This window comes from Sphingomonas sp. UYEF23 (assembly GCF_040546165.1).
Classification (GTDB): Bacteria; Pseudomonadota; Alphaproteobacteria; order Sphingomonadales; family Sphingomonadaceae; genus Sphingomonas; species Sphingomonas glacialis.
In genome coordinates, this window is record NZ_JBEPNG010000001.1 from 204075 (window position 1) to 227948 (window position 23874).

General features: G+C 68.2%; 23 protein-coding genes. 11 read left to right on the forward strand and 12 right to left on the reverse strand.

Translation table 11 applies throughout. The features are described 5' to 3' along the window. The first annotated feature begins 37 nt into the window (after positions 1–37). Entirely contained in the window at positions 38–460 is a 423-nt protein-coding gene (arfB, locus tag ABIB28_RS00945) for an alternative ribosome rescue aminoacyl-tRNA hydrolase ArfB (protein WP_354285694.1), read from the forward strand. On the opposite strand, the gene ABIB28_RS00950 is transcribed toward arfB, so the two are convergent. Next, the gene (locus tag ABIB28_RS00950) at positions 457–2946 is read right to left on the reverse strand and encodes an ABC transporter permease (RefSeq protein WP_354285696.1); all 2490 of its coding nucleotides are present in this window, start codon (positions 2944–2946) and stop codon (positions 457–459) included. The genes arfB and ABIB28_RS00950 overlap by 4 nt on opposite strands. Then, complete coding sequence (locus tag ABIB28_RS00955) at positions 2943–3644, reverse strand: ABC transporter ATP-binding protein (protein ID WP_438810903.1); 702 nt, start codon at positions 3642–3644, stop codon at positions 2943–2945. Before ABIB28_RS00955 ends, ABIB28_RS00950 begins: the two co-directional genes overlap by 4 nt. Here ABIB28_RS00955 and ABIB28_RS00960 point away from each other — a divergent pair. Continuing rightward, the gene (locus ABIB28_RS00960; RefSeq protein ID WP_354285699.1) at positions 3635–4315 is read left to right on the forward strand and encodes an arylesterase; all 681 of its coding nucleotides are present in this window, start codon (positions 3635–3637) and stop codon (positions 4313–4315) included. The genes ABIB28_RS00955 and ABIB28_RS00960 overlap by 10 nt on opposite strands. Next, positions 4312–4569, forward strand: coding sequence for a hypothetical protein (locus tag ABIB28_RS00965; protein WP_354285701.1), 258 nt, complete (start codon positions 4312–4314; stop codon positions 4567–4569). Before ABIB28_RS00960 ends, ABIB28_RS00965 begins: the two co-directional genes overlap by 4 nt. Before the next feature lie 25 nt (positions 4570–4594). On the opposite strand, the gene ABIB28_RS00970 is transcribed toward ABIB28_RS00965, so the two are convergent. Next, positions 4595–4894, reverse strand: a complete 300-nt coding sequence (locus ABIB28_RS00970; RefSeq protein WP_354285703.1) for a putative quinol monooxygenase — start codon at positions 4892–4894, stop codon at positions 4595–4597. 153 nt (positions 4895–5047) lie between these two features. On the opposite strand from ABIB28_RS00970, the gene ABIB28_RS00975 reads away from it, so the two are divergent. From ABIB28_RS00975 to ABIB28_RS00985, 3 genes are all read left to right on the forward strand, one after another. Then, on the forward strand, positions 5048–6073 hold the full coding sequence (locus ABIB28_RS00975) for an alpha/beta fold hydrolase (protein WP_354285705.1): 1026 nt from the start codon (positions 5048–5050) through the stop codon (positions 6071–6073). A gap of 99 nt (positions 6074–6172) precedes the next feature. Beyond that, a complete protein-coding gene (locus tag ABIB28_RS00980) occupies positions 6173–6394 on the forward strand; it encodes a hypothetical protein (protein ID WP_133188340.1) in 222 nt (73 codons plus the stop codon). Between the two features lie 38 nt (positions 6395–6432). Then, a complete protein-coding gene (locus ABIB28_RS00985; protein ID WP_354285708.1) occupies positions 6433–6708 on the forward strand; it encodes a hypothetical protein in 276 nt (91 codons plus the stop codon). On the opposite strand, the gene xth is transcribed toward ABIB28_RS00985, so the two are convergent. From xth to ABIB28_RS01005, 4 genes are read right to left on the reverse strand one after another with little or no spacing between them, the layout of a single operon-like run. After that, a complete protein-coding gene (xth, locus tag ABIB28_RS00990) occupies positions 6701–7501 on the reverse strand; it encodes an exodeoxyribonuclease III (protein WP_354285710.1) in 801 nt (266 codons plus the stop codon). The two genes, ABIB28_RS00985 and xth, sit on opposite strands and share 8 nt — an antisense overlap. Then, positions 7498–8853: an ABC1 kinase family protein gene (locus ABIB28_RS00995; RefSeq protein ID WP_354285712.1), complete on the reverse strand. Its 1356-nt coding sequence runs from the start codon at positions 8851–8853 to the stop codon at positions 7498–7500. Before ABIB28_RS00995 ends, xth begins: the two co-directional genes overlap by 4 nt. A 10-nt stretch (positions 8854–8863) precedes the next feature. Further along, positions 8864–9358: a DUF427 domain-containing protein gene (locus tag ABIB28_RS01000; protein ID WP_133188346.1), complete on the reverse strand. Its 495-nt coding sequence runs from the start codon at positions 9356–9358 to the stop codon at positions 8864–8866. Next, the gene (locus ABIB28_RS01005) at positions 9355–9741 is read right to left on the reverse strand and encodes a thiol-disulfide oxidoreductase DCC family protein (protein WP_354285715.1); all 387 of its coding nucleotides are present in this window, start codon (positions 9739–9741) and stop codon (positions 9355–9357) included. The genes ABIB28_RS01000 and ABIB28_RS01005 overlap by 4 nt, the downstream gene beginning before the upstream one ends. A gap of 172 nt (positions 9742–9913) precedes the next feature. Here ABIB28_RS01005 and ABIB28_RS01010 point away from each other — a divergent pair, with 172 nt between their 5' ends. Continuing rightward, positions 9914–10819, forward strand: coding sequence for a transporter (locus ABIB28_RS01010; protein ID WP_354285717.1), 906 nt, complete (start codon positions 9914–9916; stop codon positions 10817–10819). On the opposite strand, the gene ABIB28_RS01015 is transcribed toward ABIB28_RS01010, so the two are convergent. Further along, positions 10816–13242, reverse strand: coding sequence for a hybrid sensor histidine kinase/response regulator (locus ABIB28_RS01015; protein ID WP_354285719.1), 2427 nt, complete (start codon positions 13240–13242; stop codon positions 10816–10818). The genes ABIB28_RS01010 and ABIB28_RS01015 overlap by 4 nt on opposite strands. Positions 13243–13595: 353 nt before the next feature. Between ABIB28_RS01015 and ABIB28_RS01020 the strand changes: the two genes are divergently transcribed. Then, positions 13596–15956, forward strand: coding sequence for a phosphoketolase family protein (locus ABIB28_RS01020; RefSeq protein WP_354285721.1), 2361 nt, complete (start codon positions 13596–13598; stop codon positions 15954–15956). Beyond that, positions 15953–17173 (forward strand): acetate/propionate family kinase, encoded by a 1221-nt coding sequence (locus ABIB28_RS01025; protein ID WP_354285723.1) that lies wholly within the window; start codon positions 15953–15955, stop codon positions 17171–17173. The genes ABIB28_RS01020 and ABIB28_RS01025 overlap by 4 nt, the downstream gene beginning before the upstream one ends. Here the strand turns inward: ABIB28_RS01025 and ABIB28_RS01030 are convergent. The 4 genes from ABIB28_RS01030 to cydD all read right to left on the reverse strand — a co-directional run bounded on the left by ABIB28_RS01030 (position 17147) and on the right by cydD (position 22009). Further along, complete coding sequence (locus ABIB28_RS01030; RefSeq protein ID WP_322163747.1) at positions 17147–17785, reverse strand: NAD(P)H-dependent oxidoreductase; 639 nt, start codon at positions 17783–17785, stop codon at positions 17147–17149. The genes ABIB28_RS01025 and ABIB28_RS01030 overlap by 27 nt on opposite strands. An 81-nt stretch (positions 17786–17866) precedes the next feature. Further along, positions 17867–18661 carry a putative universal stress family protein gene (locus ABIB28_RS01035; protein ID WP_354285726.1) on the reverse strand — a complete coding sequence of 265 codons (795 nt, stop codon included), beginning with the start codon at positions 18659–18661 and terminating at the stop codon, positions 17867–17869. Between the two features lie 28 nt (positions 18662–18689). After that, positions 18690–20354: an ATP-binding cassette domain-containing protein gene (locus ABIB28_RS01040; RefSeq protein WP_354285728.1), complete on the reverse strand. Its 1665-nt coding sequence runs from the start codon at positions 20352–20354 to the stop codon at positions 18690–18692. Continuing rightward, a complete protein-coding gene (gene cydD, locus ABIB28_RS01045; protein WP_354285730.1) occupies positions 20351–22009 on the reverse strand; it encodes a thiol reductant ABC exporter subunit CydD in 1659 nt (552 codons plus the stop codon). Before cydD ends, ABIB28_RS01040 begins: the two co-directional genes overlap by 4 nt. Before the next feature lie 223 nt (positions 22010–22232). On the opposite strand from cydD, the gene ABIB28_RS01050 reads away from it, so the two are divergent. Both ABIB28_RS01050 and ABIB28_RS01055 read left to right on the forward strand, forming a co-directional pair. Beyond that, entirely contained in the window at positions 22233–22922 is a 690-nt protein-coding gene (locus ABIB28_RS01050) for an NAD(P)H-dependent oxidoreductase (RefSeq protein ID WP_354285732.1), read from the forward strand. 120 nt (positions 22923–23042) lie between these two features. Continuing rightward, the gene (locus ABIB28_RS01055; protein ID WP_133188366.1) at positions 23043–23666 is read left to right on the forward strand and encodes a response regulator transcription factor; all 624 of its coding nucleotides are present in this window, start codon (positions 23043–23045) and stop codon (positions 23664–23666) included. The last annotated feature ends 208 nt before the right edge of the window (positions 23667–23874 follow it).

Consider the following 23874-nt stretch of genomic DNA (forward strand, 5'->3'; position numbering starts at 1 on the left):
GATCGACCGCGCCACGCTTATCTTTTAGGGGTGCGCGATGGCCGCCATCCCGATCACCCGCTCGATCAGCATCGACAGCGACGAACTCCAGGAATCGTTCACCCGCGCCGGTGGGCCAGGGGGCCAGCACGTCAACACCACCGACAGCGCGGTGCTGCTGCGCTTCGACGTCGGCGCCTCGCCGTCTCTGCCGGATGCGGTCAAGAACCGGCTCGCGGTGCTGGCGGGGTCACGGCTGACGCGCGACGGCGTGCTGGTGCTGCGCAGCGAAGGCGCACGCTCGCAACTCCTCAACCGCCATGAAGTCCGCGAACGCCTCGTCGCGATGATCCGCGAGGCGACGATCGTCCCCAAGCGCCGCCGCCCGACCAAGCCGTCTAAGGCCGCAAAAGCGAAGCGGCTCGACGGCAAGACCAAGCGATCGAGCGTCAAGTCGCTCCGCGGGAAGGTGACCGACTAGAGATCGCGCAAAGCGCTCGCGGGGCGCGCGCGCAGCGCCGGGAGGCTTCCCGCCAGCCCGGTCCCGAGCGTCAGCGCGACGGCGGCGCCGAGCGTCATCGCGATCACATCCCAGCGCGGCGCCCAGCCGATCTTGAACACTTGCGTGACGACGTACCAGCCCGCTGCCGATCCCATCGCCAGCGCCACGACGACGAGGACGAGCGACAGGATCGCATATTCGAGCGCTTGCGCGCCGAGCACCTGGCGACGACTACCGCCGAGCAGCTTGAGGATCACCGCATCGTAGCGCCGCGTCGCGCCCGACGCCGCGACCGCGCCGATCAGCACCGCAATGCCAGCCGCGACCGTCACCGCCGCCGCCGCGCGGATCGCGAGCGCGATCTGGCCGAGGATCGCGCTGACCTGTCCGATCACGTCGCCGACGCGGATCAGCGTGACCGAGGGCAAGGCCGTCGCAACCTGGCGGGCGATCGCGCCGTCGCTTGCCGGGGCGGCATAGACACTCGCGAGCAGGCCGTGCGGCGCTTCCTCGATATAACCGGGTGAGAAGACAATCGCGAAATTGAGCCCGAGCCCGCCCCAATCGATCTTGCGCAGCGCCGCGATCTTAGCGGGCACATCGACCCCGAGCACCGAAACGGTGATCGTGTCGCCGATCTTCAGCCCGAGCGCAGCGGCGGCCTTGTCCTCGAGCGACACCAGCGGCGGCCCGCGATAGTCGGCGGGCCACCAGCGTCCGGCGACGACGGCATTGCGCGGCGGCAGCCGAGCCGCCCAGGTGATCGTCCGGTCGCCGCGCAGCACCCACGCATCGGCCGGCAGCGTCTTGATCGCGCTCACCGGCACCCCGCGCAGCGCAACGATCGATCCGCGGAGCGACGGCAGCGCCTCGATCGTCGCGCTCGGTGCCGCGCTGCGGACGGCGCGCGTAAAGGTGGCGGCATCGTCGGGCTGCAAATCGATCGCGAAGAAACGCGGCGCCTTGGCGGGCGCGGCGTTGCGCAGTTCGGCGCCAAGGCTCGAATCGATCACCGCGAGCGCAACGAACAGCGAGAAGCCAAGCCCGAGCGCGACGACGAGCCGGTCGGTCTGCGCACCGGGGCGGTGCAAATTGGCGATCGCCAGCCGCAGCAACGGGTGGCGCGCACGCGGCAGCCGCGCCGCGATCGCGCGGATCGCGACACCGCAGCCCCACAATAGCGCGATCAACGCGAGGATCGCGCCGACGAAGCCGAGGGCCAGCCAGCGATCCGACGCCGTCGCAACCGCGAGCGCGATCAGCGCCACGATCAGCACGACCATCCCGCCAAACACGCCGAGGCTCGGCCAGCGCCGCGCCGACAGCGTATCGCGCAGCAACGTCGCCGCCGGGACCGAGCGCGCGCGTGCCAGCGCAGGCAGCGCGAACAGCAGCGCGACCAACACCGATAGGCTCGCCGCGGTCAGCAAAGGCACCGGATACACGCCGAGCCGCGGCGGTACCGGCAACGCCGAACCGGCAAATGCCATGACGATCCACGGCAGCGCCGCACCGACGATGAGCCCCGCCCCGATGCCGACCGCCGCGACGACGCCGAGCTGCGCCAGGAAGATCGCCGCAATCGTCCGCGACCGCGCTCCCAGCACCTTCAGCGTCGCGATGATCTTCTCCTTGCCGGCAAGGTAGGCGGCCACGCCGCTGCCGACACCCACCCCGGCAATCGCCAGCGCGGCGAGCCCGACGAGCAGCAGGAATTGCCCGAGCTGCGCGATCCCGCGCCGGAAACCGCCCGCCGCCTGTTCGCTCAGCTTCGCCGACCAGCCCGCGCCGCGAAACTGGCGGAGCACGGCATCGCGGGCAGCCGGCGCCCGTCCGGGCTGCGCGAGCACGATACGGTAATGGCTTTCGTACAAGCTGCCGGGCTGCAGCAGCGCCGTCGCGTCGAGCCCGGCGAAATCGACCAGCACCGGCGGCCCCAGCGCGAAACCTGCCCCGAGCCGGTCGGGTTCATTCGCGATCAGGCCAATGACGCGGAGCCGCGCCCGACCGAGCGAGAGCGTATCGCCAGGCTTCACGCCGAGCCGATCGGCCAGCGCGGGCGCAATCGCGATCGCGCGCCCATGCGGCCGCTCTGCCAGCGCCCCCGGCGCAAGGCGGAAGCGCCCGAGCAACGGCCAGGCGGCATCCGTCGCGCGCAGATCGACCAGCACCGGCGCTCCGCCCGCACTCGCCATCCCGCGCAGCGAGAGCGTCTCCGAGACGCGCCCGATCCGCCCGAACGCGGCGAGCTCGTCGACGCTCGCGCGGCGCTGCGAGACGTTGAACTCGACGTCACCGCCAAGGATCTGGCGCGCATCGACATCGAGGGCGGCGATCATGCTCGCGGCAAGGCTGCCGATCCCGGCGAGCCCCGCGGTCCCGAGGAACAGGCAGATCGCGAGCAACAGCAACCCGCGCCCGCCGCGCCGCAAATCGCGCAGCGCCAGCCGCCAGACGAGCGTCACGCGCTACGCCGATCGCCGACGATCCGCCCGTCGCCAAGCTCGATCACGCGGGCGCAGCGCGCCGCCAGCCCCGGATCATGGGTGATGATGAACAACGTCGTCCCGCTCGCCGCATGCCGCGCGAAGAGCAGGTCCATGATCGACGCGCCCGTCGTCGTGTCGAGATTGCCGGTCGGCTCGTCGGCGAAGATCAGCGCCGGGCGCCCGACCAGCGCGCGCGCGATCGCGACGCGTTGCTGCTCGCCGCCCGACAGTTGCGCCGGGTAATGGCCGATCCGGTGGCCGAGCCCGACCGCCTCGAGTTCGGCCGCGGCACGCGCGAAGGCGTCCCCCTCCCCGGCCAGTTCGAGCGGCACCGCGACATTTTCGAGCGCGGTCATCGTCGGAAGCAAGTGGAAGGCCTGCAGCACGATCCCGATCCGTCCACGCCGCGCGACCGCGAGCGCATCCTCGTCGAGCGTGGTGAAATCGAGCCCGGCGACCGACACGGTCCCGCCGGTCGGGCGCTCGAGCCCGGCCAGCACCGCCATCAGCGACGATTTTCCCGATCCCGACGGCCCGAGCAAGGCGACGCTGTCGCCCGCAGCGACATCGAGATCGACCCCGCGCAGGATCTCGACGCTGGCGGGCGGACGCCCGAGGACAAGCGAAACGTTGCGCGCGGCGATCAACGCGCTATCGACGGTGGATGGCATCATCGGTCTTCCTTGGGCGATATCGCTGGCAACGGCAAATCGTCGCCAGCGGTCTCGCGTTGCTTTCGGTCGTCGTTCCGTTCGGGGCGACCGCCTCGCCCAAGGCGCCGCTGATCTGGGCGTTCGGCGACAGCCTCACCGCGGGCTATGGCCTGCCCCCCGAAGCGGGCTTCACCACCAAGCTGCAGGCCGCGCTGCGACGCGCCGGGATTGCGGCGACGGTCCGCAACGGCGGGGTCGCCGGCGATACCGCAGCGCAGGCGCGCGCGCGGCTGCGTTGGGGGCTGCGCGGGCTCGGTGCGACGCCCGATCTGGTGATCGTCGAGCTCGGCGCGAACGACATGCTGCGCGGGCTTCCCGTCGCGCAGGCCAAGGCAAACCTCGACGCGATCCTCACCGAGCTGCAGGCGCGGCACATTCCCGTGCTGCTCGCCGGCATGCGCGCGGCGCCGAACCTCGGGCCCGACTATGTCAGCGCATTCGACGGCGTGTATCCAGCCCTTGCCAAGGCCCATGCGATTCCGCGCTACCCCTTCTTCCTCGACGGCGTCGCCGGGAACCCCCGGCTGATCCAGGCCGATGGCCTTCACCCCAACGCCCGCGGCGTCGACATCATCGTCGGCCGCTTGCTGCCGAGCGTACGCAGTGCGCTTTTGCAGGGGGCTCGGCGATGAACCTCGACGACCAGTTCCTGCGCTATTTCGGCAGCAGCGACCTCGCCGCCGTCACCCCCGCCGCCTTGCAGGCCGGGATCGAGCATATGCGCGTCGATTTCGGGCTGGAGCAGGACCGCGATCGGCGCTTCGGCCTGTGGACGCTGCTCCACATGCTCGGCGCGGCACCCGATCTCGACGTCGCTTTCCACTCCAGCGCGGACCAGGCGGCGGCGCGGCGCTTCATCGAGCTGACCGAACAGCACGACGATTGAGCGCACGCCGCCGCCCGACGGGGTGTCAGTCGGCGACGTCGATCGCATGCGCCACGATGATCTCGGGCCGCGCCGTCGCGATATCGCGCGCGGCAAGACCGAGTGCCTTGAAATGGTCCGATGCCATATGCTGCTGCACGGCGGCGTCATCGACGTAGAGCTCGTTGAACACGAAGCGCTGTGCGCCCTCGTTCTCGCGCCACAATTCGTAGTGAAGCACACCGGGCTCGGCGCGCGAGGCGGCGACGCAGGTGCGTGCGGCGGCAATGAAATCCTCTTCCGAACCAGGCTTGACGGTGATGAAGGCGACGATCTTGACGGCCATGAAATTCACTCCTGTTTCGTGAGCCCAGACCTGGGGTCTCGCGCGCGGCAAAGCAAGCGATGCGCAGGGTGAGGCCGGGAAACAATGGAACCCGCGACATCTCGGGTCATTGGACGGTCGTCCCCCGCTGCCCGGGGGGGTTAGGAATCCGCCATGCGCCGTCCTCTCCCGCTCCTCCTGGTCGCGACCGCCTCATCGGCGATGGCGCAAGAGGCGGCACCGTCCCAGCCCGCGCCAGTGACGATCCCGCTCGGCGCCAATCTCGAGAGGTTCGCCTATCCCTTCCCGGTCCGCTGGTACGAGACGCAGTCGCAAGGCGCGCCCGTTCGGATGGCATATCTCGACGTCGCGCCGACCACCCCGGCGAACGGCAAGACGGTCGTGCTGCTCCACGGCAAGAACTTCTGCTCGGCGACATGGCAGGATACGATCGTCGACTTGGCGGCGCACGGCTACCGCGTCCTCGCGCCCGACCAGATCGGCTTCTGCAAATCGTCGAAGCCGACCGGCTATCAGTACAGTTTCGCCGCGCTCGCGACGCTGACGCAAGCGCTGCTCGACCAGGCCGGCGCGGGCAAGGTGCTGCTCGTCGGGCATTCGACCGGCGGCGTACTCGCGGTGCGCTTCGCCTTGCTCTACCCGCAGCGAGTCGAGCGGCTCGTGCTCGTCAATCCGCTCGGCCTCAACGACACGCTGGCGCAAGGCGTGCCCTATACCGAGCTTGGCGCGCTGCGGCAGGAAGAGGCGAAAACGAACGCCGCGTCGATCAAGGCGTATCAGCAGCGCACCTATTATCACGGCGAATGGCGCCCGGCGTATGACCGTTGGGTCGCCATGCTGGCGGGCCAATATGCCGGCCCCGACGGCGAGCGCGTGCGCGACGCGCAGGCGCGGCTGTCGGATATGCTCGAAACGCAGCCCGTCGCGGCCGAACTCGACCGCGTCGCCGCGCCGGTGTCGCTCATCATCGGCCAGCGCGACGTGACCGCGTTTCGCGCCAACACCGCGCCGGTCGCCGTCAGAGCGCACGTCCAGACGGTGCCGCAAGCGGCCGAAGTCGCGGTCCGTCGCTTCCGCGATGCCAGCATCGTGCGGATCGCGGGCGCCGGTTATGCGCCGCACGTCGAGGATCCAGCAGGCTTCGCGCCGCTGTTGCGCGCCGAACTTGCGCGCCCGTGACTCCTGAAACGGCCGAAACGTGACGATAATTTCACGCGACAGCGTGCAACCAGAACGGCACGGCCCGTGTTTCCAGATCCTCTACAAAGGACATTGTGTATGCGTATCGTTTCGCTCATTGCCGTTTCCGCCGCCCTCGCCTCGGCCTCGCCGGTGCTTGCCAAGGGCTGCATCCGCGGTGCTGCCGCCGGCGGTGTTGCGGGCCATTTCGTCGGAAAGGGCCACGCCGTGATGGGCGCCGTCGCAGGCTGCGCGATCGCACACCACCACTACGCCAAGCAGGCGCGCGCGCAAAAGGCTGCCGCGCGCGCACAGCACTGAGCGACTATCCGACCACGCCCGACGGGCGCTATTTCGTCGTGCGCGGGCGGCTCTGGCGCAAGAGCAATCCCGCGCTCGACGCAGCGACACGGACGGCGCTGGTCGGGGATTTGATCGACGCACGCCGCGCCGTCGGCGCGGCGCTGCGGGCCAAGGACAAGACCGCGGAACAGACCGCACGCGCCGCGGTCGATACCGCCAAACACGCGCTCGGCGAACGCGGCCCGGTCTGGTGGGATGACGCCGCTCCCGATTATACGCGCCACATGGCGCGCAACACGCCCTACGCCGATTGGTTCGCGGGGCTCAGCTAGCCCGGCGTTTGCGCACGGGCGCGTCGGCAAGTTCGATCCAGACCGGCGCGTGATCGCTCGTTTTGTCCCACCCGCGCACGTCGCGATCGACTTGCGCATCGACCAGGCGACTGGCGAGCGCGGGGCTCAGCAGCAAGTGATCGATCCGCAACCCCGCATCGCGCGCATAGGCGTTCCGGAAATAGTCCCAGAAGGTATAGATCGTCGCATCGGGGTGGATCGTGCGCAGCGCGTCGGTCCACCCCTGCCCCACCAGCCGTGCGAACGCTGCGCGGATTTCGGGCGCGAACAGCGCATCGTCGACCCAGCGCTCGGGCTTGTAGACGTCGCGCTCGGTCGGCATCACGTTGAAGTCACCCGCGAGCAGCACCGGCAGGCCGGACTCGAGCAAATTCGCGGCGTGCGTGATCAGCGCGTCGAACCAGCGCAGCTTGTACTCGAATTTCGGCCCAGGCCGCGGGTTGCCGTTGGGCAGGTACAAGCCGCCGATCAGCACCCCGTTGACCGCCGCCTCGAGATAGCGACTTTGCGCAGGGTCGGGATCGTCGGGCAAACCCCGCCGCGTCTCGTGGATCTCACCGACGCGACTGAGCAACGCGACGCCGTTCCAGCTCTTCTGTCCATGCCAGATCGCGTCATAGCCAAGATCGCGGATCGCGGCCTCGGGGAACTTGTCGTGCGGTGCTTTCAGTTCCTGCAGCACCACGACGTCGGGGGCACTCTCGGCGAGCCAGCGCAACAGCACGGGCAAGCGGCCGTTGACCCCGTTGACGTTGTACGTCGCAATCTTCACGCAGCTTCGCTGGCCGCGCGGTCGCTTGCCGGCGCGAGCGCCTTCACGACCATCGCGTTGACATCGACGCGCGCCTTTAGCCGCGCGGCGAGCAAGGCGGTGCCGCTGATCTTGCGCTGGACGAACAGCGTGTCGATCGGCGGGACGTGCCACGTGTCGCGGTCGGCGGCCATCGCCATCCCCTGATCGCGCAAGACGCCGACGAATGCGCGGTCACCGAAGTCGAACGGGCCCGCGCGATTGAGCTCGACAAGGATCACGTCGATCATCCGATCGACCAGCGCGCCGTGCCGCGCGACCGCTGCATCCCCCAGGAACCCAGCGCCGACCGCGGCGTCGCGCACCGCCGCACGGTCGCCGGAAAACCCGGCTTCCAGCAGCCGCCGATAGCCGTCTGCCGTCTCCGGCGCGACCGGGCGGGTCGCTCCGAAATCGAGCAGCACGAGCTTTCCGGTCGCGGGCTGATAGCGATAATTGGCGAAGTTCGGATCGGTCTGCATCAGGCCGAACTCGAACATCTCGCGCAGCACCAGCGCCATCAGCGACTCCATCGCCGCGTCGCGCACGCTTTGCTCGGCATCGACGAGCGATTCGATTGCCACGCCCTCGACAAAGCTCATCGCGAGGACGTCCGAACCGCTGAATTCGCGGTCGAGCACCGGCACGACATAGGCGGGATCATCCGCCAGCAACGCACCGAAGCGCTCGAGCTGTTCGCCTTCGCGGATGTAATCCGCCTCTTCGTGGAGTTGCCGCTTCGCCTCGGCGAGCAGCGGCGCGATGTCGATCGACTTGGGCAGCGCACCCGAAACGCGCAGCAGCGTCGCGACGTTGTCGACATCCGAATCGATGCTGTCGCGGACGCCGGGATATTGCACCTTGATCGCCAGATCGCGCCCGTCGGGGGTGCGCGCGCGGTGGACCTGGCCGATCGACGCCGCGGCGAGCGGCCCGGCATCGAAGCGCGCGAACCGGCGCCGCCAATCCTTGCCCCAATCGCGCGCGAGCACTTGCTGCAGCTGCGCCGGCGGCATGTGATGCGCATTGTTGCGCAGCCGCGCGAGGATCTGCGACAGCTCGGGCGGGAGGAAATCGCCCGAGTCCATCGAGATCATTTGCCCCAGCTTCATCGCCGCGCCGCGCAGGTGCGACAGCTGATCGGCGACGCGCCCGATATTGGCGGGGGTGAGCAGCAAGTCGCTCATCTTCGGCCGCTGGCCATCGGCGATCCGACGCGCGCCTTCCGCCAGCACGCCGCCTGCGACACCGCCGGCCAAACGCCCGAACACGCCGAGCCGCGCCATGCGCCCGCTGGGCACGGATTTTCCGCGAGAATCGCGATCGTCGGTCATGCGGACGCCTTCACCAAAATCGGCTGCCCGGCACGCCCTTGAACGGCCCGGCAAAGGCGGAGGTGATCCACCCGCCATAAAACCCCCCCGGCTGCGGCACGACGGTCTCGCCATTCACGCTGCAGCGATCGAACGGCGCGGCGTAGAAGGCGACATGATCCTTCAGCAGCGCAAAGGGGCGAGTCGGGCTCGGATAGCTCCAGCCGACGCTTGGCAGCGTCTCGCCGTCGAGCACGACGTCCCAATAGGTCGCCGCCCCCTTCCATTCGCAGAACGAACTGCCCGCACCGCGGCGCAACGCGCTTTCCAGAATATCGGCGCGCGGGATGTAATAGCTCGGCGGATGGCTCGTCTCGAGCGTGCGAATGCTTGCGCGCGTATCGGCGAGCACGACGCCGCGATGCTCGATCACGATCCGCGCCGAACTCGGCTCGGCGATCGCGGGCCGCGGGAACGACCAGACGCTTTCCTGGCCGGGCGCTGGTGGAATCGGTTCGGGTGTCATCGGCGGTCCCATCCCAAAGCGAGGCGCTGCAACCGAGGGCGGACCCGCAGAAACAGACGATAGGCGTGTTCGAGCATCGCCAATATGTGGCGATTGCGCGCCACCAATCCAAGCGGCCGCAGCACCGGAATCGCGCGCCACATCGCGGCGAACGCCGCGGCGCCCGACAGGATCTGGCCGTCTTCGCTCGCGTGGAAGCGCGCCAGCAGATCGGCGCGGTCGATCGGACAAGCGGCGGGTGCATCGCCCGAGATGTCGATGAAGTCGATACGCTGCGCCCGGTCCAGCCGCCGTATCCCGGCGATCTCGCGCCGACACAGCGGGCAACCGCCGTCAAACCAGACGGTGACGCGCTTCGATCCAAGGGGGGCTTCACGGTTCATGCGATTGCCTAACGCCGGAGTGCAGCGTTCGGATGCACCCGGACGCGGGCGCTGGCAATGCGTCCGTTGCGATGCGATCGACACCGTGCTGATGGAAACGCACCAGTCGCGGTTGACCCCGATCATGTCACTGCCGCTTGCTCCGGCCGCGCGCGCATCGCATGGAACGACGATGAGCAACCGTTGCGGCACCGCCCTCTCGACCGCGCGCCTACGCGCGCTGATCCTTCTCGCCCTTGCAGCGATGCCGAGCATGGCGCTCGCGCAGGAACCTGCGCAGGGCGATCCGTCACAGGGCACCGGGCCGCTCCCAAACAATGTCGCGCCAAGTCCGACGCCGATCTGCACCGACCGCCCGACGCGCGCGAGCGTCGCGTGCACCGTACCCGCCGGCGCCTTTCAGCTCGAAACCGATTTCATCGACTGGACGCGCGAGACGCTCGACGGCGTTCGCACCGATACGATCCTCTACACCAACCCCACGCTCAAATACGGCGTCGGGAAGCACACCGATGTCGAGGTCAACATCGCCCCGTACCAGACCGTCCGCACGCGGATGGCCGATGGCAGCGTGACGACCGACGGCGGCGTCGGCGATCTGTTCGTCCGCGCGAAGCAGCGACTGACCGCCGACAGCTCGATGACGCACGTTGCGGTGATCGGATCGGTCAAGGCGCCGACGGCCGGCTCGGTCGTCGGCAACGGCAAATGGGAGGGCAGCGTTGCGCTTCCGGTCAACATCCCCCTGCCCGCCAAGTTCACGCTGACCACCAGCCCCGAGTTCGATATCTCGGCCAACCAGGGCTCGCCCAACCAGGACCCCGTCACGGGCCATCATTTCGAGCTCGTCAATCTCATCAACCTGTCGCACCCGGTCGGCAAGAATGCGACGGTCTATGCCGAGTTCTGGACGAAGGAGAGCTTCGAGCCGCGGCATAACACGCAGCAATATTCGGCCGATCTCGCGGCCTCGTATCAGCTGACCAAGACGCTCCAGCTCGATGCCGCGGCGTATATCGGGCTCAACCGCGAAACCCCTGGGCTGCAGCTGTATACCGGTCTGTCGACCCGCTTCTAGCCGCGGCTGAGCGCGACGAGGCTGCGGAGCAGTTCATCGCGCCGGAACGGCTTGGTCAGCCGCGGCAGATCGGGCGCGATTCCTTCGCTCTCGGCATAGCCCGAGATCACCAACACCGGCAGCGCCGGATCGCTGCGCAGCAGCCTCCGCGCGAAGTCCGATCCGGTCATTCCCGGCATCAGATGGTCGGTCACCACCAGATCAGGCGCCACACCGGCGTCGATCAGCACCAACGCCGCCTCCGCCGAGTCCGCCTCGACTACGTCATATCCCAGCTCGCCGAGCATCGCTGCAGTGCTCAAGCGCACGAATTCCTCATCATCGACGAGCAACGCCGTACCGCGCGATGGCTCGAGCACGGGCGGCACCGCTGCGGGGACGAGCGGTGCCACAGCCTGCCCTTGCGGGAGCCACAATTCGACGCACGTGCCCTCCCCCGCCGTGCTGCGCAGCCGCAACGCGCCCCCGAGCTGTGAGGCAAGGCCGTGGACCATCGACAGGCCGAGCCCAGTCCCCTTGCCGACCCCCTTGGTCGAAAAGAACGGCTCGACCGCGCGCGCCATCGTCTCCGCGCTCATCCCGGTGCCCGTATCGGTAACGGACAGGCAGATGTAGCGGCCCGGTGCGAGATCTCCGTCCTGCGCGATCGTCTCGGGGATCGCCGCGATCCGCAGCGTTCCGCCATCGGGCATTGCGTCGCGGGCATTCACCACCAGGTTGAGCAGCGCCATCTCGAGCTGGTTCGGGTCGGCAGTGGCGGTGGGGAGGTCGTGGGGGGCCTCGACCAGTACGCGGATCTGCGGACCGATCGTGCTGGCGACGAGATCGATCATCCCGCGCACCAGCGCAGCGACGTCGACCGCAACCGCCTGCAGCGGCTGCCGCCGCGCGAAGGCGAGCAGCCGCTGGACCAGCGTCCGCGCGCGTTCGGCCGACAGCGCAGCGCCGTCGATCAAGCGCTTCTCGCGCTCGCCGCCGAGGCCCTTGCGCTGCAACAGATCGAGCGCGCCGACGATCGGTGTCAGCAGATTGTTGAAATCGTGCGCGACGCCGCCAGTCAGCTGGCCCATCGCCTCCATCTTCTGCGCTTGGCGCAACGCCTCCTGCGCGGTTGCGAGTTCGGCCTTCGCGCGCAGCCGGCCGGTCACGTCGCGCGCATGATGAAACGCGCCGATGATCCGCCCCTCGGCGTCGCGCAGCGGGGAATAGCGGATTTCCCAGCTCGGGGCTTCGATCTCTGGATTGCCGAACTGGGCTTCGGTGACGAAGGTTTCGCCGTGCAAGGCACGCGTCATCAAGGCGTGCATCGCCGCGCGCTGCTCGGGAACGAACAGTTCGAAGAACACCTCGCCGAGCTTGGTGTAGAAACCGTGGCTTCGGAAAAAGGCGTCGTTATGCGCCTGGTTGAAGGCGATGAGACGATAGTCGGTGTCGAACGCGCAAATCGCCGTGGCGTCCGACTGGATGATGTTCTCGTGCAGCAGCAGGGCCTGGGTGCGCTCGACCACCGTCGCCGCTAGCGTCGCGTTGAGCTTGGCGAGCGCGTCACGATCCGCGCGGCGCTCGGTCACGTCCTGCACCACGCCAAGCAGCCGCACCGCGGTGCCGTTCGCATCATATTCGAATTCGGCGCGACGTTCGATCCAGCGCACTTCCTGCGTATCGGCGCGACGGATGCGATATTCGACTTGCAACGCCATCGCCTGCGAGGCTCGCACCGCGGCATTCGAGCCGATCGCGGCGTCCTCGGGCAGGATCATGTCCTCGATCCGAGTCACGTCGGTCGTTCGATCATCGGACAGGCCGAACAAATGGTAGAACTCGGCGGATCCGGTGAACGTCCCCTCCGCGAGGTCGACCGTAAAGACGCCGATGTGCCCCGCTTCCTCGGCGCGACGCAGGCTTTGCTCGGCTTGCTGAAGCGCTAGGTCGACGCGGCGCTTCGATTCTACCTCGACAACCGTCGCAGTCGTCTCGCTGGTGATGCACAGCACCCCGGTGATCGCGCCCAGATCATCGAAGACGGGCGAGAAGGAAAAGGTCCACCACGTTTCCTCGGGCTCGCCCCAGCGCGCCATCGGAACGGGATGATCGACGACGCGGAACGGCGTACCGCGCAGGGCATCGAGGAACATCGGTTCGACCGCAGCATAAGCATCGGCCCATACCACATCGAAGCGCGCGCCCATCGCCCCGTCGATGCGTGGCCCGAGGATCGGCGCATAGGCGTCGTTGAAGAAGAAGGTGCGTGTCTCGCCCCACACCAGGTACATCGATTCGGGCGACGCCAGCAGCAGATGAAGCGTCGCCTTGAGCGATGTCGGCCAGCCCTCGCGCGGGCCCAGCGGATGCGCCGCCCAGTCGACGGCGTCCATCAAGTCGGCCACGCGCGAGCGCGCAGCGGTTCCGCTGCGTTCCGGCATGCCGTCTTGCGTTCCGCGTACCAACCCTACCTCCGCAAGCGGCATGCGCGCGCATGCCGGAGAATAGCGTTACCGTGCTCGTAGGGCACATCGCAACCTCTGATCATACCAGCAATTTCGACGATTGTGGCGAGGGGTGCCGCAGGCCCACGCGTCGGTCCTCGCCGCGATTACGAATATGCCCGCACGCCGCTGCAGCGGATGCCGATGGAGCGCTCTACGGGTAAGCCCGTATAGCGAGCGCGCGTTCAAACGGCGACGAGCGTCGGGTCGGTCGCCGGATCTCGCGCGGTTGCGCGCGGGGCCGCCGCGTCGGCAGCTGGTCCTGCCCCGGGGCCCTTGCGGAGCCGCTCATGTCCGATCCCCTTTCCCCCGAACAGGTCGCGGCGCTCGACGCGTATTGGCGCGCGGCGAACTATCTCTCGGTAGGGCAGATCTACTTGCGCGGCAATCCGTTGCTCGAACAGCCACTCAGCCTCGCCGACATCAAGCCGCGCTTGCTTGGCCATTGGGGCACGACGCCTGGCCTCAATTTCATCTACGCGCACCTCAACCGGCTGATCGTCGCGAACGAGCTCGACATGATCTATATCATCGGGCCGGGGCATGGCGGGCCCGGGCTCGTCGCCAATGCCTATCTCGAAGGCTCCTACACCGAGCATTATCCCGCGATCGAGCGCAGCCGCAGCGGCATGGAGCGGCTGTTCCGCCAATTCTCCTGGCCGGGCGGGATCCCGAGCCATGTCTCGCCCGAATGCCCGGGGTCGATCCACGAAGGCGGCGAGCTCGGCTATTCGCTCGCCCATGCGTATGGCGCGGCGTTCGACAATCCCGACCTGATCGTCACCTGCGTCGTCGGCGATGGCGAGGCCGAGACCGGGCCGCTCGCCGCGAGCTGGCACAGCAACAAGTTCCTCAACCCCGCGCGCGACGGCGCGGTGCTGCCGATCCTCCACCTCAACGGCTTCAAGATCGCCAACCCGACGATCCTCGCGCGGATCGGCAAGAGCGAACTGACCGAGCTGCTCCACGGCTATGGCCACGAACCGTATTTCGTCGAAGGCGACGACCCCGCGTTGCTCCACCAGCAGATGGCCGCGACGCTCGACACGGTGCTGCGTGCGATCAAGACGATCCAGGCCGATGCGCGCGAGGCCCCCGCCACTTCCCGCGGACGCCCGCGCTGGCCGATGATCGTGCTGCGGACACCCAAGGGCTGGACCGGCCCCAAGATCGTCGATGGCTTACCCGTCGAAGGCACATGGCGGGCGCATCAAGTCCCGATCGCCAATTTCAAGAAGCCCGAGCATATCGACCAGCTCGACGCCTGGATGCGCAGCTATCGCCCGGCCGAGCTGTTCGACGCGAACGGCAAGATCACCGAGGCGATCTCGGCGGTCGCCCCGACCGGGCATCGCCGGATGAGCTCGAACCCGCACGCCAATGGCGGCGCACTGCTCCAGCCGCTGTCGCTGCCCGATTTCCGCGACTTCACGATCGCGCTCACCGCCCCCGGCGGGGTCGAGGCCGAAGCGACGCGCGTGCTCGGCCAGTATCTGCGCGAGGTGATGCGGCTCAATCTCGACAGCCGGAACTTCCGCCTGTTCGGGCCCGACGAAACCGCCTCGAACCGGCTCGACGCGGTCTATGACGTGTCGGGCAAGGCGTGGATGGGCGAGGTCGAACCGGTCGACGTCAACCTGAGCCCGAGCGGGCGCGTGATGGAAGTGCTGAGCGAGCATCTCTGCCAGGGTTGGCTCGAGGGGTATCTTCTCACCGGTCGGCACGGCTTCTTCTCGTGCTACGAGGCGTTCGCCCACATCGTCGATTCGATGCTCAACCAGCATGCCAAATGGCTCAAGGTCAGCCGCAAGATCGCGTGGCGGCGCCCGATCGCCTCGCTCAACTATCTGCTGACCTCGCACGTCTGGCGGCAGGACCATAATGGCCTGTCGCACCAGGACCCGGGCTTTATCGATCAGGTTGCCAACAAGACCTCCGATATCGCGCGCATCTACCTCCCGCCCGACGCCAATTGCCTGCTGTCGGTGGCGGATCACTGCTTGCGCAGCCGCGACTATGTGAACCTGATCGTCGCGGGCAAGCAGCCAGAGTGGCAATGGCTCGGTATCGATGAGGCGGTGCGGCATTGCACCGCAGGTGCGGGGATCTGGCACTGGGCGGGCGTGCAGGACGACGCGCCCGATGTCGTGATGGCCTGCGCGGGCGACGTCCCCACGCTCGAGGCGCTGGCGGCGGTGATGCTGCTGCGCGAGCAAGTCCCCGACATCCGCATCCGCTTCGTCAACGTCGTCGACCTGATGGTGCTCGAGCCGAGCGATCAACATCCGCACGGACTCGACGATCACGCCTTCGATGCGCTGTTCACCACCGACACGCCGGTGATCTTCGCGTTTCACGGCTTTCCGGCGACGATCCACACGCTGACCTATCGCCGCACCAACCATCACAACATCCACGTCCGCGGCTTCAAGCAGGAGGGCACGACGACGACGCCGTTCGACATGGTCGTGCTCAACGATCTCGACCGCTATCGCCTCGCGCTCGACGCGATCGAGCGGATCCCGCGGTTGAACACACAAGTGCCAGCGGCGCGCAACCGCTATTGGGCAGCGATCGAACGCCACAAGCTCTACATCGCCGAACATGGCGAGGATCTGCCCGAGATCCTGGACTGGCGCTGGTCGGCGTGAGCGCTGCAGCCGGAAGTGCGGGGACGGTGATCCTGACCTTCAATGGCGGATCGTCGTCGCTCAAGTTCGGGCTGTTCGATGTCGCCGAAGGCAAGGCCGAGCCGCTGCTGATGGGCGAGATCGAGACCGAGGGCGGCGGTGCGGTTCGGCTGCATGCAGCTTCCGCCACCGGACGCTTCCATGTCGATCACTCGCTCGGCGAGGCCGCGCCAGGATCGTGGATCGGCCACGTCGTCGATGTGCTCGAACGTTCGGACCTTCCTGCCCCGGCCGCGATCGGGCATCGCCTCGTGCACGGTGGGCCGCGCTTGCTCGCGCCGGTGCTGATCGACGATGCGGTGCTCGATCAGCTTGAAGGCGTCCGCAGCTTTGCCCCGGTCCATATCCCCGCCGCGCTCGCGACGATCCGCGCCGCGCAAGGACATTTCCCGGGTTGCCCGCAGATCGCGTCTTTCGACACCAGTTTTCACACGACGATGCCGTCGGTGGCGAGCACACTCCCGCTCCCCAAGCCACTGCGCGATCAGGGAGTGCGGCGCTACGGCTTCCACGGCCTGTCGTGTGAATCGATCGTTCGGCACCTCGGGCCGGCTTTGCCCGAGCGGCTGATCATCGCGCATCTCGGCAATGGCGCGAGCGTTACCGCGGTGCGCGCCGGCCGCTCGATCGACACCAGCATGGGGCTGACGCCGACCGGCGGGCTGATCATGGGGCGGCGCACCGGCGACCTCGATCCCGGCATCCTCCTGCATTTGCTACGCGACTGCGGCTACACGCCCGCGACGCTGGCCACGCTGGTCGACCGCGAAAGCGGAATGCTCGGCATATCGGGGATCGACAGCGACTTGCGCAGGCTCAACGCCGCCGCGCCCACCGAGCCCGACGCCGCGCTTGCGATCGCGATGTTCGGGCACTCGCTCGCCAAGATGCTCGCGGCGATGGCGTGTTCGCTCGGTGGGGTCGACATGATCGTCTTCACTGGCGGGATCGGCGAGCATGATTGCGGGGTGCGAGCGACCGCCGCGACGGCGCTCGCCTGGATGGGAGTCGCGCTCGATCCCGCCCGCAATGCCGCTGGCGCCGAGACGATCAGCGGCGATTCCTCGCGCGTCGTGCTCCGCGTGCTCGCCGCGCAGGAGGACGCGCAGATCGCGCTGCACAGTGCCGACCTGCTCGGCGCGAGCAACCCCTCACTCCGCGACGACGAGCCCGTCTAGCGCCCGAACGATCGCGCGCGCCTGGCCGCGGACTTCCTCGAGGTGGCGCCGCGCCCAGCCCGGCTCCATGTCGGGGGTAATATGGCCGAAATGCACGTGCCGCGACGGCGCCATCGCAAAGGCATGTTCGATATAATGGTCGAACGCCTGAGTGAGTGCGCGCAACTGGCCCATCTCGTCGAGCCATATCTCCTTCAGGCCCGAGGTCGTGAAACTGAGCAATTGCTTGCCCGCCAGCACACCCTTGGCGGTACCCTCGTAGACCGCGTCGGGCAGCACCCCGCTGCCGAGCACGCGCTCGACATAGCCCTTGAGCATCGCCGGTGGCCCACCGAACCAGATCGGATAGACGAGGACGAAGACGTCGCTGTCCTTGAGCACCGCGAGCTCTTCGGCGACGTCGGCAAACTGCCGCTCGCCTGGCCCCGGGCGCTCGGCCGATTTCAGCACGGGATGGAACCCCATCGCATAGAGATCGCGGACGATCACCTCATGGCCTTGCTCGCGCACCGTCGCGCTATACGCTGCGGCCATCGCTGCGTTGAAGCTGTCCTGCTCGGGATGGCAGAGGATGACGACGTGCCGCGGTGGCTTGGAACGAGTGTCAGGCATGCGAGATCTCCTTGTAAACGCGATACCCTGCGGTACCAGACCGCGCGCTACGGGATTCTACGGAGGACCGCGCGGATGCGTTCAGTGGCTCAGCACCAACGGCAGTTTGCAAATGCCCAGCATCCGCTTGGTCACCCCGCCGAACGTCTCGAGCAGGCGACCGTGCGTGTAGCCGCCCATCAGGATGTAATCGGCGTTGAAGCGTTCGGCTTCGGCCTCGATCAAACGGTCGGGGGCGGTTAGTCCGTCGTCGATCGTCCGGATACTCGCGTGGATGCCATGACGCGAAAGATATTCCGCCGCCTCGGTCGGCTCGGTGCGCTCGCCGCCATCGCGCGCCATGAAGATCTCGACCGCGTCGGCAAGCGCGAGCAGCGGCACGCACGCCCGCAGCGTCGCGGCTGCCGATCCCTGACCATCCCAGGCGATCAGCACGCGCGCGAGGACAAGCCGCGTCAGCGTGTCGGGCACCGCAACGATCGGCGTGCGCGCTTGCATCAGCACGCGGCTCGCGACGTCTCGCATGTCGGGATCGCGGTCATCGGTGAGCTTGCGGCTCAGAACGATCAGGTCGGCGAGCTTCGCCACGTCGAGCACCGAGTCCGCGAGCGGCCCAGTCGCGTCGGTCCAATCCCAGCGTACATCCTCGCGGGCGAGCCGAGCGACGATTTCGGTCTTGTTTTCGGATTCGCGAGTCCGTTCGTCCTCAAGCAGGCCGACCGCGGCGATGCCATAATAATCACCGTTGAGCGTTGCCGGAACCACAACGTCGACGCACGACAAATGGCCGTCGAGCGCACGGGTCAGATCGAGCGCAGCCTGGATCCGCGATTCCTGCCCGGTATCATCGTGCACGAGCAATAGAACATTCTTCATCGCCGCCTCCCTTGATGGTGATGCGACGCTATGCGGCGGCGGCACCCTCCGATATCGGGAAACCTACGGATACGAGCGGCGGACCGCCCGGCAGCGCCCACCCTGGCACGTCGAGCGATACGACTTGGTCGCAGAACGCGGCGAACGCCGGCCGGTGGCTGACCAGCAACAGCCCTTGCCGCGTTCTCGTCAGGCGGGCGGCGAGGCGCGCTATAATCACCTCCTCGGTCGCGGCGTCGAGCCCCTCGCTCGGCTCGTCGAGCACCAGCCACGACGCCGGGCGGAGATAGGCCCGCGCGAGCGCGAGCCGCCGCCGTTCGCCGCCCGACAGCCGCGCACCGTTCTCGCCGATCCAGCTGTCGAGCCCCTGCGGCAAACCGTGTACCCGCATGTCGAGCGCGGCATCGTGAAGCGCCTGCCAGAGCGCCGCCTCGTCGGCCTGCGCACAGCCTAGCAGCAGATTGTCGCGGACGGTTCCCGACAGCAAAGCCGCGTCCTGCGGCACCCAGCCGAAGATCTCGCGGCGGAGGTCGCTCGCGATATCGACAAGGTCGCGATCGTCGAACCAGACCTGTCCGCGCTCGGCGGGCCGGAGACCGAGCAGCGTTTCGACCAAGCGTGTCTTGCCGGCTCCCGAACGTCCGGCAAGCTGGACTCGTGCGCCGGGAAGCAGCGGGCCATCGGCAAGCGCAAAGGTAATCGATGGCGACGCGACCGCCAGTTGGCGTGTCGGTGATAGCGATCCGCCGTCAAGCAGTGCGCCCAGCCGCGCCTCCGCCTCGCGGACTGCGCCGCGCTGCGCCAGGCTTCGCACCAACGGTGCGGCGCCATCGATCGTCATCGCCGCGGCGAGCGCGGCCAGCGCCATCACTGCCGCACCATGCCCCCGCGCAAGCACGACCACCGCACCCGCAGCGACCGCGATCGCCACTGCCTGCGCCAGTTCGAACCAGCCCAGCACCGCAGCTTGCGCTTCGACGGCGTCCCCGAGCGCCTCGCTCCGTTCGGCAATTCGCGCCGCGGCCCAGCCTTCGAGGGCGTAACAGCGGAGCTCGGCAGCGGCGGCAGCCTGTGCGGCGAGCTCGTCCTTCAACGCCCCGGTCGCGCGTTGCACCGCCCGCCCCGGTGCCTCCAGCGCGGTCGCGAGCCGATCTGCGACGAGGAGCAGCGTGCCGAGGCACGCGAGTGTCGCCGCCGCCGCCGCCCACCCGCCCAGGACCGTCAGGCCCGCCCCTGCAACCGCCGCCGCAGCCATTCCCCACGGCGCCGACGCCATTGCAAAGCGCGTCTCGATCACGCCGACGTCCTGGACGATCCGTGCCGTCGCCTCGCCCGTCGAGAAGGACAGCGCGCGCGCCACCGGTGCCGCCGCGATCGCGCGGAAGAGCGCCGGGCGGACTCGCGCGAGCGCGCCGAACGCCGCCTCGTGGCTGGCGAGACGCTCGCCATAACGGGCACCGGTCCGCACGATCGCCAGCAAACGGATCCCTGCGCTAGGCAGCATATAATTGAACCCTTGCGCGACGACCGGTCCCGCGAACCCGGCGATCGCCGCGGCGGTAAGGAACCATCCCGAGAGCCCAAGCAACAGCACGGAAGCCGCCGCGACCAGCGCCGCATAGCCCGCCGCGCGAACGAGCATCGGCCGTTGGCGGAGGCGCTGTTCGGCCAGCAGCGCGTCGAGCGCAGTCACGCGTGCGGCTCCAGCGAGACCGTCCGGTCGGCGATCGCCGCGAGCGCGGCGCTGTGGGTCGCTATGATCACGGTGCGTCCGCGGCACGCCGTGCGGATCGTTTCGATCAGCGCCGCTTCGGCGACCGGATCGAGATGCGCGGTCGGTTCGTCGAGCAACAGCACCGTGCTCGGCTTGAGCAGCGCGCGCGCGAGCGCGATGCGCCGGATCTCGCCGCCCGACAATCCGCCGCCACGCGCGTCGATCGGCGCGTCGAGCCCGCGCACCGCGAGCATCGGCCCGAGCCCCGCGCGCCGCGCTGCATGCTCGATCGCGCGCGCCGTCGCGGCCGGCCAGGCGAGTGCAATATTCGCACGCAGCGTCCCCGTGATGATCAACGGCGTCTGCCCGACCCAGGCGGAGGCCGGCGCCAGCGTAACACCCTCACCAAGCGCGATACCGTCGACCGTCACGCGTCCCGCGCTCAGCGGCGCCAGCCCGAGGAGGAGATGCAGCAGACTGCTCTTGCCGCTCCCCGACGGGCCGAGCACTGCGACGATCGTCCCCGGCGCGATATCGAGCGAGAAATCGCGGATCGCCGGTGTATCGGTTCCGGCATAAGCGATCGCCACATCCGTAAGCGTGATCTGCGGCGCGGTTTCGGGCGCGCGCTGGGCGACCGGCGTGGTCGAGGGGGCGAACAGCGCATCGGGGAAGCGCTCCACCGCGGTCTGTGCGGCTTGCTTGTCGTGATAAGCGGCGGCGAGCCGGCGCATCGGCAAATAGAATTCGGGCGCCAGCGCCAACACGAAGAACGCCCGCGCCAGATCGAGCTTTTCGGGCACGGGAAACGGCAGCAATCCGAGCACGTTGAACCCGGCATAGACCGCCACCAGCGCCACCGACAGCGCGGCGAAGAATTCGAGCGCGCCAGACGACAGGAACGCGACACGTAGAACGCGCATCGTGCGCCGCGCAACTTCTTCCGAAGCGCGCGCCAGACGTTCGGCTTCACGCTGTTCACCGCCGAACGCGAGCAGGATCGGCAAGGCGCGGATGCGATCGGCGAACAGGCCCGAAAGCCGCGACATCGCACCGAACTGCCGCCGCGATTCGTCAGCGGCGGCCCCGCCTGCAAGAATCATCGCAGCAAGGAAGGGGATGAGCGTAACGACGAGGATCGCCGCCGCGATCGGACTGGCGAGCGCAGCGGCGGCGATCACGAGGAGCGGCGCCAATCCAGCCGTAGCGCGTGCCGGAAGGAAGCGCGCGACATAGCCATCTATCGCCTCGACCTCATCGACGCACGTGGCCAGCAGGGTGCCCGTCGTCGCGTGCCCGCCCGGCGCGCGCGCCAATAGATCCGAGACGAGCGCGGCGCGGAGCGTTCGCTTGGTCCGCCGCGCCGCGTCCGCGCCAACGCGCGCCGCAAGCAGCGCACATACCCCGCGCGCGCAGCCTGCCCCGACGAGCAGCGCCAACCACGGCAGCATCGCGCTCAGCCCTGCCGGAACCTGCACCACCGCGCCCGCGAGACCGCCAGCGAACCCGATCCCCGCCACCGTATCGCCAAGCAGCAAAACCGTCGGAGGCCAGAGCCGCACCGTGGGAGGAACGATCGACTTGAGCCGCAGCACAACACTGACGGGATCGGGCTGCGTGGGGATCGAGTGCATCGCGATAGCCTAGCGAGCGTCATCGCACCGGCGAATACGCAATACCCCTCACCGCCGTCGGCCACCGGATCCGTATAGACCCGTATAGCGTACCGATGAACGCGCGTGCTTCGATGGGTCAGCAAAGGAGCGAGCCCATGCCAAACCGCACACCCCGCAACGCCGCCCGTTGGCCCAGATCAGGATCGGCAAAGCGAGCCGCAGCGATCGGGCGGGGCTCGCTATGACACACGGCGCGACGCCCGCTGCCCAACAGGCCGCCCTTCGCCATGTCGTCGTGCTCGGTTCTCCGGGCGCCGGCAGCTTCACCACCGCCGTCGCGCAGGCATATTGCGACGAAGTTCGCGCCTGTGGCCAGGTGGCGGAAATCCGCGATCTCTATGCGATGGGGTTTAACGCGCTGCTCGCCAATTCCGAGCGGCGGACCGCGCCGGATTACCGGCAGCCGCCAGATGTCGCGGCTGAACTCGCTGTGCTTGAGACCGCGGCGGTCATCAGCTTCGTGTACCCGCTGTGGGTCGGCATGCCGCCCGCGATCATCAAGGGCTATATCGATCGCGTGCTGGGCGCGGGTTTCGAAGAGCCCGAACGGCGCTCGGGCGACCGGGTATCGACACTGCGCGGCAAACGCTTGCTCAGCTTCAGCGCTTCCGCCTCTACCCGGCCCTGGCTTGAAGAACATGGCCAGTGGACCTCGATCCGGCAGGGCATCGACAGCTATCTCTCGACGGTCTTCGAATTGGTCGATGGCGGACATGTCCATTTCGACTCGATCGTCGAGGGCGTATCGGAGTCCTATGTCCGCCAGTGCCTCGCCGATGTGCGCGAAGTCGCGCGGCGGACGTGCGCCGCTGTCCTGAGCGAACGCCATGCCCGCCAGAACGACGCGCGCCGCTTGCAGCTTTCACACTAAGGAAAAGACAGAACTCGAACGTGGCGGGTCAATCGTGCCAATTAGCAGCGGGGGCAGGCACGGGATGGCGCCGCCGCCGCATCCGGCCTAGGCTGCTGCGCGGCGGACGGAGTCGAAAAGGTGGCTGAACAGAGACTTGTCCATATCATCGACGATGAGGAGGCGATCCGCCGGTCGGCAAGCTTCATGCTCAAGACGTCGGGCTTCGCGGTCGAGACCTGGGCGTCGGGCGTCGATTTCCTCCGGGAGGCGAAGCATGCGGCGATGGGCTGCGTACTGCTCGATGTCCGCATGCCCGAGATGGACGGGCTTGCAGTCCAACAGGCCATGCTCGAACGCGGCATTGCGATGCCGGTCGTCGTGCTGACCGGGCACGGCGATGTCTCGATCGCAGTGCGAGCAATGAAGGCCGGCGCGGTCGATTTCATCGAGAAGCCGTTCGCCAAGGCGCTGTTGCTCGACTCGCTCGCCGTGGCGTTCGAGCGGATCGATCGTTCCGAAGCCGATGCCGTGCGCGCGGCCGACGCTGCGATCGCGATCAGCGCACTGACGGCGCGCGAACGCGAGGTCCTTGAGGGCCTGGCGAGAGGGCTGCCCAACAAGACGATCGCCTACGACTTCGGCATCTCGCCGCGCACGGTCGAAGTCCACCGCGCCAACATCATGTCCAAATTGCACGCGCGCAGTTTGTCCGAAGCGCTGCGGATCGCCTTTGCCGCGGGGTTGGGCAGCTCGCGCGGTTGAGTACCCGGACCGCCGGTCTGATCCGACGCTCCAGACGCGATCGCACCTGCCACGACGCCCGCCGCGAGCAGCACGAGCACGACCGGCGAAACCGTTGCCATCGCCTAATAGGCGCGCACCCCCGAGCGCGGCGGTAGCCGTGCGGCGGGCATGTCGCGCGAAAACAAGCCGATCGGCTTGCGATCCAAGACGTCGATATCGCGTGAAG